This is a genomic window from Shewanella sp. SM68, from assembly GCF_025653925.1.
Classification (GTDB): Bacteria; Pseudomonadota; Gammaproteobacteria; order Enterobacterales; family Shewanellaceae; genus Shewanella; species Shewanella oncorhynchi.
Genome location: NZ_JAKKRU010000003.1, coordinates 496,470 through 509,151, shown reverse-complemented (window position 1 = coordinate 509,151; position 12,682 = coordinate 496,470). Strand labels below are relative to the sequence as shown.

Genomic DNA, 12,682 nt, shown 5'->3' with positions numbered 1-12,682 from the left:
TCAAATGGTCAAAAAACTGAATATCTCACGCATTAATGAGCTAAAAAATAATGCCTACGACAATATCGAGTCCTACGACGATCCCGATACACCTAAAGCGCTAGAACAATTTACTAGCCAAATCAAAAAGGTGTTAGAAGCCGATCCTAAGATGCTCGATACTGTGCCTGAGTACCTGCCTGTCGCGCTTTACGGTCGAATTAAGTTTCCCGCCGAAGCCAAACTCAAGTGGGCACATTGGATAAACACGGCAACTCAACCCGAGTGGGATGAGTTTAAAGTCACGATTGGCTTTAACAATGCTGATTTACCTTTAGTGTTAGCCGTGCGTGGTTACTCGGAAACCTTACTGATTGAAAGCTGCGCCGTGCTGTATTTACTTGAAACTCAAGGTAAAGCAACGCCAGCAGCAAAACATCACGACGATGAAGATGATGACAACGATTATGTTGGCACCTCAGATAACGACGATGATGATGAAGGCGAAGAGGAAGATGGCTACTACGATCACTACGATGATGAGGACCGCTAATGAACACTAGTCTCATTGAGATTACCGTCGCCGAAATTAAAGAGTTGGCGGACGTAGAGCCAAAGCAAGCGAGCAAACGCTTTGAAATCATTGCAAATACCATGAGCGACGAGCAATTAGTCGAAGTTATCGAACACATGGATATCGTCACGCTGACGCAAATCAACAGTCACCATGATATCTCTTGTCCTTCGATCATGTCTGAACTCATGACCCCGGAACAAATTCGCGACATCGTCTGTCAGCAACCTTTGTACTGGGAAGAAAAAATCAAAAACAATGCCGAAGAACTTATTCAGCATACCTTTGATTTTTTGACCTATTTAATTCGCATCCAAGATAGCGAAGAAAAGCAAACTGCGATTTTAGAATGTATCGCCGAAGATCCTGCGGGCCTCTTCTACCTGTCGATCCCATTCATCGAAATGATGTTAGGTGAAAAACATGAAGATGAAGACGGCTACACAGATCTCTACGATGACGAAGAAGACACTGAAACCATCGGCTACGACAGCCGCGTCGCCAGTGAAGATGCACACAGCCTCAGCATAGACGACCCACGCAGCCTAATGGCCTTGATCCACGAGCTCGCGCCCGATGTTGAAAAAGCCATTAAGAGTCTGCTGCGAAACGAAAGCTCAGGTTGGGAAATGATCATCAGCAAGTTTGTCAACGAGCTGGTTATTCAAGCCAAAGAGAAAAACCAAGTGACGGATGAATACGCTGAAGTCGATGATATGTTTAGCTTTTTGGATTAAGGAATTATTTGATGCAACTGGTACTGCGTGATGTAGATCAAGGACCCTACCTAAGCAAGGTATTGATCCAAGGCCAAGCAGACGAAACGCTGAGCGGTGAACAGCTGTCACAAATCAAATCCAAAGCCATTTTGATGAGCCTCAAACTGGCCGATAAGTTTTACAACAAGTACAAAATGCACCTGCTTGAACAAGCGGCACACGATGTCATTGGTGTGGTCAGCCTTGGTTTGATGGAGTTATCAAACCAGAATCCGCAGCAGGCAATACGCCTGTTGATCACCGCCGATGGCGTAGTCAAATGCTTTCAAAAAGGCTGGAGCATGCTCAGCATTGTCAGCAAGCACAAACTCGTCAACGGCAAGTCACTGTACGGCGATGTCGACAAGTTCTTGCTTGAACAAGTGTCTAGCCCGCCAGATGCGGAAGAATGGTTAGGCTATGAAGCCTATCAAGATGCCCTGCTTGAACACCAACGCCAACAGTCGATTGCGGCCCTATTGGCACAGTTTTACGCGCAATCGAGCTATGATCCGCTAGATTTTCTCAATCTAGAGAGTGTATTAGCCGAAGCGGTACTGTATCGATTGTTGTTTGATGGCGCCAAAGTCAGACAGGATTTGAAAAAGCGTATCGGCAAAATCACCTTAAAAGAGGAATGGTTTACCCGTGAGCATATCGAATTGGAAACTCAGAAAGCGTTAGCAGAATTACCCGCAGAACTCGCTGAAACCATCAGTAAAGATCTCGGCAAAAACTTTGCCCCCGCCCTACTGCGTACTCTGCACTTTGCGAAAAGCTACCGCGAACTCTTACTCAGCGACGCTTCACCCGAGCGATTAGAAAGATTCGAACATAAAGAAGGTCTCGTCGGCCTCCTCGGCTGGCCACTCTACATAGTACTTTGATCGGTACTTTAATCAGTAGTGTGTTCAGTAGGTTAACGAGTGCTTGAGTCGCTTTAAAATGAGTGCTTTATTGAAAAATAAAGCACTTTTTTACTGTCTTGTTTCTCTATGTTCAATCCCAATAATCAGTATTTATGTCTCAGTTTTTGAGTGGTTTTAGCTTGAAAATAAGTAACTTACAGAGATAAAACTCTTCAGTTAGATAAATTCTGGAGATTCATTCCTCCTCAGATAACCCCAAATCCGAAACATACCATTTTCTATCGAATAAGGAATTGAATATTGGGCTAATTGTGCGCTTACAACATCAGAAAAGTCCGTCACTCGATCCGCCACTAATCTGCCTAGCCATTCTCTTTTGAATGGATCAACTTCTAACCACTCAATGGTTTCTGCTATTTCAAGTAACTCGTGCCACCACACGGCAGTAAAACCTGCATTAGGGTTTTCATCATAAATCAATTTGTATCGCACATAGGGAATAAAGTCTTCAGATCCATTTAATGCCTTTTCAAGCTCGCACCACTTTGTTTTATTCATTACAGACAAAAGCTGATGCTCGTTTACATACTTCAAAACTTCAGAATTCATTTTTTAGTGTCTCAAGCGACTAAGTGAAAAACTAAATGATATCGCTTTAATAGATATATATTGCCAATAAAAACTAATTAAAATGACAGATAAAATGATGGGCAATAAATTAGGCCAGCCATTTTTAACCGTGGAGCGCTTATTGGTTTGACCTACTCATATAAGCTTGCCATCGTATTTGCTCGTCGACAGGGTGAATAGAAACCTAGGGATTCTAAGTTTATGAATAAGATCCATGGAGGGTGAACTGGCAGTTAAGCATGGATATTGTTCCAGTCCATCCTAGAATGCCCGACCGCCCCGTCCGTAGGGCGGATGGTCGTCACGCGAGTCACCATGGCACGCCTTTTTGCGCACTAGCATAACTTGTATATTTAAAGCGATACGCCGCACGCTTTTGGACAGAAATGTGTTGGAAAGTAGTGTTTGGGGAGCAGTAATTTCAGTTGTTAGAAGTTTAGCGTTTACGGGTATCCACTAGCACAGGCTTGCCATGGCATTCGCGTAATCTGAAGATTTAAAAGCGTTACGCAGTACGCTTTGGGACAAAAGCGTGTTAGATTCCTAACTCTAATTCGTGAATTTCGGATTAAAATTTCTATGGGTAACGCCGCATTCAGCGGCTTGTCCGCTGCAATGTTTTGTTAGCCATTTTTAACTACTTTAGCGATTTTTTCCTCGGGTATATCGCTTATGGCATTGTATAAGGTTTTTATCTTCTTTAGCCCAGCATCCAACACCTGATCGTGCTCTTCCGGATTATGATGCTGGCGGTGAACAGATATATTCCTTAGCTGACGTATCGAGTCAAAAAACTCTCTAGGCCGCTTATTTTCCATGACAGAGGGATCGATAAGCTTAAGAAGTGAATAAAATCGTTTGTCATGCCAAATCATCACCGGCCTTGATAATTCATCATGCCCTAACAATTCATGAGATTTTGCCTCAAGCAATGAGTATGCTGTGGAAATTGCAGAAAGCATGTCATATTTAGCAATGGCATCAACTTTTGAGAATACATCTTCATCACCTAATCCAATTAGCTGCATTCCATTGTCTGAAAAATATTCTTCGGCGATCTCATCAAACTCAATTGAGTAATGATCGTGCATACACGCACGAAATAAATCAATTACAAATTCGATGTAGTACAGAACTGACTCACGACTCGGGTAGCCAAATTTATGCTGAATTACATTTCTATCATCTATCAGCATTTCAATATTTGGCCTGTGCTTGATCTTTATGCCATGGGACTCAAGGATAGAAAAGGCCTTCCAGACAACTATCGTATTCTTGTTGTTGCTTTCATATATAGATTGGCCTATGTCAATGACCATATCTTTCAGTAATAGCTCCACAGCATTACTTATATGCAGAACAATAAATTTATTCTTCTTTTCATCGTCGAGTTCCAGAAGTTCGACTGCATGCCCCAGCAGTTCCATGGAACTTATAAATAATGGTGATTTTTCAGACATGCTTGATTCTCATTAAGATGGCTAACGCCGCGCTAAGCGGACAAAAATTGTTGAGGCATGAAACATAACAAACTGTTTTTTGTTACGTTTAATCGCCTTATTATAAAGCTTTATTAATTTTATCTATGATTTTAGTTGGGTACTCTACTGAGGCGAAATCAAAATTATAGAAAACTAAGGTATCTTTAATAGACAGCGCAACTAGATTAATAGCTTGATCAAAATATTGTAAAGATTTCTCATCATTGAATGCAGATCCAAGTAAAACTTGCTCTCCGACAGAATTTTCAACCAAAGCACCGACGTTTCCATGAGAGTACATAGAAAGAACTGAATAATACCCATTGTATAACTCAACCAATTTCGATTTATTAAAGCGTTCCCAAACAGATAGTTTTTTCCCACGTTTTTTGTGCTCTTCCGCAGTATCACTCTTTACATGTTTATGGAGTTCGTAAAGTCGCCAGTATTGTGCCTTAGTCATAGCGTCTGGGTGATTAGTATCTTTTATACAACATTGAAGGTCTGCATACGACTCTAAAGCTGAACGAAGGACAATAGGAACCGATGTCATTCTATGATTGTTTAAAAGTATTACTGCATCTAAGCATAATTCAGTAACTCTTATGCTCAAAGCGAGAATGTATTTCTCTTGCAAGTTACTATGACTTAGAGATTTGAATTTTTCATCTCGAAACTTTAGTAAGCCGATCCAATCATCTACCGTACCAGAACTCATAGCTACCTTGCTTTATAACGTCTTAGTATTTATACACTGCGCTGTTTGCAGGGCATAAATCGCTTGTTGGACTTGGCCGATGCCACATCCGTGTCAATTGGTATAAATGATGCTATAGGAATTTGCTTTTTTGCGGTAGCGGTTTTTTATACAGTTTGATGGGTAATCACTTGATATCGTTTTAGCTTTCTCATTTTTCGCGCTTATTTTTTGCTGATGAATCGCTATCTAACGACTCGAAACTCCAAGGAATATACCTCCCCTCGGAGTTGTCGCAGGGCGAATAGACAAATTGCGTGAGTTCGGTCATGGATGACCGACTAGCTTTCGCAGGTGCAGGGACGCATCCTTCGGAAGCGATAGCAAATTTGTCAATGAGCACAAGGGGCTTTCAACTCCGTTGGGGGCGTCTTGGAGCATCCAAGGAGGATAGGACGAGCAGTCCTCCTTGGTCGGGTGTGGGGTGAAGCCCCACGACTTTGATTTTGATTAAAGCATTCAAACTACGAAACACACTTTGGGGCATTAGCTTTTCAGCTAATCGAACAACGATAGGGTTAATGAGGATTGTCATTGTTGCACCTGTAACCTTCTAAAACAGGGATATTTTATTAGAGCCCTCAGGGAGGCTTCTTGTTAAATAAAGAGGTAATGAGTCACTGGGGAAACAATGAAAATTGATGCGTCACAACTGACAACAACTTTATTTTGCTTTTGGGCAAAAAAAAAAGCCCGCGGCTGCGGGCTTGGCGTCACTTTAAATATCAGCGGAATACAAAGACTGACTTAACGATACGTCAGCGTCGTGGTATCCGTTAACTTGTCGTTATCTTTAACGGTCAGTTCAACAGTGTGTTGTCCACGGCGGGCAAGGCGCAATACCACTTGACCGTTAGCGCGAGTGCCATTGTCGAACGTCCATTTATGTTGCTTGATCACGCCATCGGTATCATAGCTAGTCGAGATAAACATATCGACTAGCCATAAATTAATACGCTGAATTTGCGCAACGGGTGGTTGTTTAACATTGCCAGCATCCACTGTCACCATTTGCGACGTGCTATGGGTTAGGCCGTCATTATCAGTCACAGTTAGCGTGACCAAATACTCGCCGCTTTGGCTGTAACTGTGGGTCACAACCTCACCCACTGCCACAGTGTTATCACCAAAGCTCCACTCAGCTGACACGATTTGTCCGTCGATGTCGGTTGAAGTGGATGTCAGTTGCACCGCTGCGCCATTCACCACTTGAGTGAAACTGGCCACTGGCGCGACTTTTTCCGCTTCGAGCAAGAGTGAAATCACCACAGGATCGTGATCCGATGAGCGATAAGCATCACTTGCGAATAAGTCTTGGATTTGAGCAGGCGTCTTAAACTCTTCGTTGTAATCCAATACACGTGGTTCGTCGGTATTGATATGCCACTGCGTCACATCCACCACTTTATCCACCAGGGCAGCGTTTGCTAAAGCATGGTCCAACTGACCCGATTCAGCCGAGAACACATAGGAATAAGGATTTGGCTTTTCAAGTTTGGCAAACAGCTCACTAAAGCCTGCATTACCTAAAGCAGTTAATGGATCTTCCTTCGCATAGGCGTTCAAATCACCAATCAGCAGTACGCCTTGATCTGGATATTGCTCGCTAATCCATTGACCTGCAGCAGTCGCCGCACGGGTACGAGTGATATTACAGTTGCCTTGACCATCATTGAGATCAGGATCGTCCGCACATTCACTGCCCTTAGATTTAAGGTGATTAACCGCAACAACCACACCTTCTTCACTGCCGTTCACGCTAAAGGCTTGCGTCAGCATTGGACGGTTTTTGCTATCGTCAAACAGGGGCTGTTGATCGCTATCTAATGGCGAATTTGCACTAGATAGAATACGTGCAGCGCCCTGCGGCGTGACTTTATCACTGCGATAAATCAAGCCGACTGTGATGGCATCGGTGCCAATCGCATTCATGCCTGTTGGCGCGATATAAGCATAACGCGCTTCACCCACTGCGGCATTCAAACCTGCGACTAAATCGGCAATGGCTGAATTAGTGCCAAAGCCATCATTTTCAATTTCCATCAAACCAAATACATCGGCACTAATGCCCACCATGGCACTGACAATCTTCGCCTTTTGACGCTCAAACTCGCTTAAGGTATTGGCACCACGCGCGGTTGGGAAACCTGCACCTTGGCCATCACCATTGAAGTAGTTAAGCACGTTAAAGCTAGCGACTTTTAGATTACCCCCCTCAACCAATGTGGGCGCAACTGGGCGTGGGTTTTCAGCCACAAAGTTCACCGTTTCGATTGGCATAATACGATACAGATTAAAGCCATAGTGCATTACACCTGTGAGCGATGTGGCTTTATCGCCTACACGCACAGTGTTTGATGCGCTCAAACCAGGAGCGGGGAATTGCACAGGATCAGGATTCTGCGCCGTTAAACCATCATCCAATAAAATACTGTCACGTTGGTTGGCTGCGCTCACCGCCAGCGCATCCGCGCCCGGTGCAGCCACCTGCGTACCAATAAAGTGGCGCTGACTGCCTAATGAAATCTCGCCATAACGACCGAGGTTATAGACTTCATTCACCACTAAATCTTGGCTAAAACGAACACGCATGCCCTCAAAGGGCTCAAAATCATCACTGCTGTTAACAGGTAAGGTCACTAGCGCGGCCTTTGGTAACGTTTGTCCTGTAGCACACAACTTGTGATCAGATAAAGTCGTTAGTTCAGTTAAGCCTTGATATTCAGTGACTTTTGCTTTTAAACGAATACGATCGCCTGCCACATAAGCTGTGGGTGCAGTACCGGTATACACAAACACACCTTCCGAGGTTTGGGGATCGCTATCGACTTCGTTATCGGCCATTTGTACAAAAATGCCCTTAAGACCGGCTTCTTGATTACTGACGACAACCGCCTCAACCACTAAAGTTTGACCATTGAGAGGGCTAGCAGCGCCCGCGCCTTGAAGCGCATGAATTGCTGTGGCTTCTTCGCCGCACACTAAAGAGCTTGGTGGAGGGTCGACTGGATCGGTTGGCGTACCCGCACTGAATTTACCAAGATCAGAAACATCATCCTTCGCAAAACCTAGCCAAGTGCTAAAGCTTACTGCATCAGTACTGATAGGATCGGCAATCAGCAGATCAGGATTACGGCGCAGGGTATTATCTTGAGTAGAGAGATCACCACTGCCCCACTCGGCGCCGGGATCAACACCGACTTGGCCTAAACTATCAATGACTTGATTTTGATAGGTTAGTTCAATCGCATCGTCGCCGTTAAAGAAGCTGGCGCTACTCTGTTGATTTGTGACCGCAAGGATATCGGCAGAAGAGTCATTATCGGCAACCACATAAGTCGCCCCCGCCGCTAAGGAGCCAGTGAGCGCAATGGTCGTGCCGACGTTTGTGCTGCCATTAAAATAGAAGCGCAATTGGTATTGGCTTAAATCAATAGCGCCCGCGGTTGGGTTATACAGTTCGATAGCTTTATTATTACTGCTGCCTTCGACATATTCAGAAATGATCAAATTATCCGCGCCATGGGCAAGCCCACAAACGCTGCTGATGGCTAACGCCAGCACAGTTTTAGTGTTAAACATTGAGACCCCTAAATGTATTGTTTTAATATTTGGTATTTAATTGATGCGCTTAGATGCTTCAAGGTGATGTCACCTCGAAGACTGACGATACTATAGGCGGTCAAGGTTACAAATTGGTTGCATCAAAGTTGCAACTTAAGGTGGATATTATTCGTGCGATTTAGCGATCAGAACTAGGAAGAAAGCAGTACGGGAGATGCTGGCCGCACTACACAGTGCGGCCAGAGATAAATCGAGGTTAATCAAGTAAGCAGAACAAATGGATGGCAATCCTGACAATCCTGACACAGGGTTATAAGGGCAGAAGCTTTTCATCGAGTAAACTGACGAGCAGTAACTCACCTTGCAAATTCACTCTAAACTCACCGTATTTTGCTGCACTAAAATGATCGGCTTGTCCTTCTTCAAAGAAAAAGCTGTTCGATGCGAGTTTAATTTGATTACCACGGACACGAAACTGCACTCGTAGTTGATCTTTACCGAGTGCTTGGTCGGTATAAAAGTCGACAAAACGCGCCACTTTTTGCCCATCGACAGCCAGCAATAACTGCCCCTGCATTTGTTGCGGCGCTAAGGCGCTACGCACATCGCGTGCAATTGCATATTCAAGCGCCATGTAATCACCCTGCATTAATGAGCGCGGATCGACCGGTGCTAATGCAAAACGCACCACTTGGCCGTGATTAAGGAGTTGTTCGAATTTGAAAATGCGCCAATTCACGCCAGCGAGAATCGCCACTGTTGTGAATAATACGAGCCCAAGCGCCCATTTATGTGAAGCCGACAGTTTTCCCATCACATTGCCCATCACACAGTCTCCTTGGCATTTTCATTGGCAGGAAATAACCGCCACATCACTAACCTTGTCACCAACAGCAAGGCGCCTAAGCCCATCAAATAACCAGATTTAAGTAACAGAGTCGTTTCTAGGGAATAATAATACCCGCTGACAAATAACAGCGCCGACACCATTCCCATACCTTTCAACCAAGACTCGTTGCAATAATGGCCAAGCAAGATCAATAGAATAGCTGTTGATAAACCCTGCATAGGTAAGGATAAACCGCTAACGATGACTAAACCGATAACACACCCTAGCGCCGCTGGTGAGCTTAGTGATTGATGGCGCTCGCGCAAGATTGTCACCAATAAAAATCCGCAAATAGCGAAAATAATCAACAGATGAGTCAGTGTCAGCCACAGGCTTTGCTGCCAAGGGCTAAATAAGGCTTCAAAAATACTGTCCATACTAAAAGCGTGCATCAACTGCAACGAAAGCAACGCGAGTGCGAAACCATAGATGAGCATCCGAGCCCTGCGATAATGACGCCCGAACTGATTGATATTTAATAACACTAGACTAATGACTACGGTAAAAAGGCTTGGGCTAAAATTGAGCAGTTCAAATTTTGCCATCAGGCCAATCACGCACCAACTTAAGCAAAAAGCGAATACAAACTGGGCTAGCCCGTGGGCAATCAAGCCCCACAGTACCAATGTAATACCCGCCATACTGAGATACCATGTGAGGCTAAAATCATTGTTAATTAAATCAAATAATCCCCATGCCACACTGATCAAACCACTCAAACAGGCGGCAAAAGCAAATTGTTCAATAAAAATCTGTTGCCGCGGTAAAAAATACAGCCCAATCCCCAAGGCTAAATAGGTTAAGCCGATAAATAAAATGACATCTTCTTCAACATGCTCAAAAATGGCACCAAACACTGCCATCATGAAGCTCAATAAAAACAACGCCGCTATCCAAGCAGCAAACGCCTGCATAGTGGCAATATACCAAGGGATATCATGGTCTTCTGGCATTTGAGCTGCACTAACATTGCCTTCGGCATACAAAGCTTGCCAGTGTTTGATTAGACTTAATTCACTCGAAGCGTCGATTGACGTAACACTATCAGTGCAGGGTCGAGTGATCATTTCGCTATCCTGTAAACCATTATTGTTGCTCATGAACATCTCCCACGCCCACGCTCCCTTGGGTGGCGATTCCTGCAAACTGAGGTTTAAGTTTCCGGCTTAGCTCCCTCAACCAAATACTCAAACCTGTGCTTGCCAAAATGATATAAAGCCCAATAAACAAAAATCCACCTATGGGGTCATTATCCTCAAACATCAGCTTTATCAGTAACGCGGCGCCTACGGCAATCAGGCTAAAACCGCCCAAGGCCAAGGGATATATGCGTGGTAATCTATAACGAAAAATAACGAATCCGAATATCAGATGGGCAAAATAACCACAGAAGATCCCAGTGCTGAAGCTATCACGTTCAAGGAAATCGTCGAAAATAAGCCAAGTGATTAACCAAGTAAAACAACCCATAGCAAACAATGAACAGGCATATTCAAGGATTGGCGCATGCCAGCGCCCCGCGACTTTGTGGTCTAAAAGTACAAAAGCATAATAGATAACTAAATTCAAACAGATAAAGATCAGCAATTGTCCTTGAGCGCCCCAAAATAATCCCCAGAAATGGGAAAAGGAATCCAGAAATATCCCTATGCTGAGGTTTAGCAATCCCACCAGCAACAGCCACAAACCATCAAATCCCGCCACCCAAGCAAAGGGTAAGATAACAAATGCCCATAGCGCGAATAACTGCCAAGGATCGGCGCCCGTTTGATAGGTTTGCCCAACTAACGCTAATAAGCCACCGACTAACACACTTGCGGCCAGTAGCACGCCATTGGCGGTCGTCGCACCAAAAGTGCTGTCTTTACGATAAGGGCTAACGGGGGAATAAATGTTGGCACGATAATAGAGCCAAGCAAATGCGCTGATAGCAAGTATTATAGCCACTTCAATCAGTCCAAATTTGGCAAATCGCCCCAAAGATTGCCAATTATAAGCAAAGAAAAAAATCACCCCACAGGCAAAACTTAACGCACCGAACCAGAGTAATAAATGAGCGATTAAGCGACGCCAACTAGACCCATCCGGCAAGACTGTCACCTGTCGATAAAGCTTATTTGCCTGCTCTTGCGTGATATGTCCCTGTTCAACCCAACCACACACTTGAGATTTTATCTTGCTCAATGTGAAATCTCCCTCATCCTGTTTGCGCTAGCTTACTATGACAGATTTAAAATTCGCACTTTATCGACAGCATTGAACAAATTAAATTGTGTATACTTGTAAAAAATCATTCATGCTAAAAATAACAAGGGGTGACTATGATATTGAGCCAGTTGTGTCGTCTACTCTTTTGTTTAGCCTTAAGCATTAGCGCATTTACTGCGGCTATCGCCCAAGATAAAGTTCAGTCGCCAGCGATTCCCGAGTCAATTCCGACAATTCATGTCGGTGGTTATCAATTTGCTCCCTATGTCCATCAACAACAAGACGGCCGTTACACAGGTCTCACACTCGATATCATTAATGCATTAAATCAAGTACAACAAGAAGTGGTCTTTAAATTTGCCGTCACCAGTATTGAGCACAGATATAAAGCCTATTCCTTAGGTCGCTTCGACATGATGCTCTTTGAGAATCCCGCTTGGGGATGGCAAAAAATAGCGACTCAGTTTATTCCGCTACATATGATAGATGGTGAAGTCTTTATTGCACTTAAAACTAAAGCTCATAACCAAAGCTATTTCAAAAACTTAACCAACAAGTCAATTGCGTTCATCAAAGGATATCACTACCAGTTTGCCCACTTTGAAACCGATGCGAATACGCTGGCAAAGCAATTTCGTCCCTTGTTCGTCAGTCACAATAACGCCTCTATCGAAAGCATTCTGCGTGAACGCGCCGACCTAGCGCCCGTGACTAACTCTTACTTACAGTATTATTTAAAGGTTCATCCAGAAGAGAGAAAATTACTTTTAATATCAGATGAATGGGACCAAAAATACGCCAATGGCATTTTACTCAACCCCAGTTCACAGCTCGATAGCAAAAGGCTCTCACACTGGATTGAACTGCTCATCAATAATGGCAAACTCGCTGAACTCGCCGCCCAATACGGTATTCAATTAACCCCATAATTCGCTGTTTGTTTTTCAAACTCTGACGCTTCAATCGCGATGAT

11 protein-coding genes are annotated in these 12,682 nt (G+C 44.0%); 4 read left to right on the top strand and 7 right to left on the bottom strand.

Translation table 11 applies throughout. The features are described from left to right. The first annotated feature begins 4 nt into the window (after nt 1-4). The 3 genes from atcA to atcC are packed head-to-tail and all read left to right on the top strand — an operon-like array spanning nt 5 to nt 2,198. Nucleotides 5-532 (top strand): cold adaptation protein AtcA, encoded by a 528-nt coding sequence (atcA, locus tag L5M40_RS07865; RefSeq protein WP_115015148.1) that lies wholly within the window; start codon nt 5-7, stop codon nt 530-532. After that, nucleotides 532-1,290, top strand: a complete 759-nt coding sequence (gene atcB / locus L5M40_RS07860; protein ID WP_006086363.1) for a cold adaptation protein AtcB — start codon at nt 532-534, stop codon at nt 1,288-1,290. Before atcA ends, atcB begins: the two co-directional genes overlap by 1 nt. A gap of 11 nt (nt 1,291-1,301) precedes the next feature. After that, a complete protein-coding gene (atcC, locus tag L5M40_RS07855; protein ID WP_263256481.1) occupies nt 1,302-2,198 on the top strand; it encodes a cold adaptation protein AtcC in 897 nt (298 codons plus the stop codon). Between the two features lie 198 nt (nt 2,199-2,396). On the opposite strand, the gene L5M40_RS07850 is transcribed toward atcC, so the two are convergent. The 7 genes from L5M40_RS07850 to L5M40_RS07820 all read right to left on the bottom strand — a co-directional run bounded on the left by L5M40_RS07850 (nt 2,397) and on the right by L5M40_RS07820 (nt 11,685). Then, on the bottom strand, nt 2,397-2,789 hold the full coding sequence (locus tag L5M40_RS07850; RefSeq protein WP_263176045.1) for a DUF6678 family protein: 393 nt from the start codon (nt 2,787-2,789) through the stop codon (nt 2,397-2,399). Between the two features lie 644 nt (nt 2,790-3,433). Further along, nucleotides 3,434-4,270, bottom strand: coding sequence for a hypothetical protein (locus L5M40_RS07845; protein ID WP_263176044.1), 837 nt, complete (start codon nt 4,268-4,270; stop codon nt 3,434-3,436). Between the two features lie 100 nt (nt 4,271-4,370). Further along, nucleotides 4,371-5,009 (bottom strand): DUF5677 domain-containing protein, encoded by a 639-nt coding sequence (locus L5M40_RS07840; RefSeq protein WP_263176042.1) that lies wholly within the window; start codon nt 5,007-5,009, stop codon nt 4,371-4,373. Nucleotides 5,010-5,795: 786 nt separating this feature from the next. Next, nucleotides 5,796-8,630 (bottom strand): ExeM/NucH family extracellular endonuclease, encoded by a 2,835-nt coding sequence (locus tag L5M40_RS07835; RefSeq protein WP_263176041.1) that lies wholly within the window; start codon nt 8,628-8,630, stop codon nt 5,796-5,798. Nucleotides 8,631-8,922: 292 nt separating this feature from the next. Then, a complete protein-coding gene (locus tag L5M40_RS07830; protein WP_263256494.1) occupies nt 8,923-9,438 on the bottom strand; it encodes a GDYXXLXY domain-containing protein in 516 nt (171 codons plus the stop codon). Then, complete coding sequence (locus L5M40_RS07825; protein WP_263176040.1) at nt 9,438-10,601, bottom strand: DUF4401 domain-containing protein; 1,164 nt, start codon at nt 10,599-10,601, stop codon at nt 9,438-9,440. The genes L5M40_RS07830 and L5M40_RS07825 overlap by 1 nt, the downstream gene beginning before the upstream one ends. Further along, nucleotides 10,588-11,685 carry a DUF2157 domain-containing protein gene (locus tag L5M40_RS07820; protein ID WP_263176038.1) on the bottom strand — a complete coding sequence of 366 codons (1,098 nt, stop codon included), beginning with the start codon at nt 11,683-11,685 and terminating at the stop codon, nt 10,588-10,590. Before L5M40_RS07820 ends, L5M40_RS07825 begins: the two co-directional genes overlap by 14 nt. A 137-nt stretch (nt 11,686-11,822) precedes the next feature. On the opposite strand from L5M40_RS07820, the gene L5M40_RS07815 reads away from it, so the two are divergent. Continuing rightward, a complete protein-coding gene (locus L5M40_RS07815) occupies nt 11,823-12,638 on the top strand; it encodes a substrate-binding periplasmic protein (protein WP_028760285.1) in 816 nt (271 codons plus the stop codon). Nucleotides 12,639-12,682: the final 44 nt, after the last annotated feature.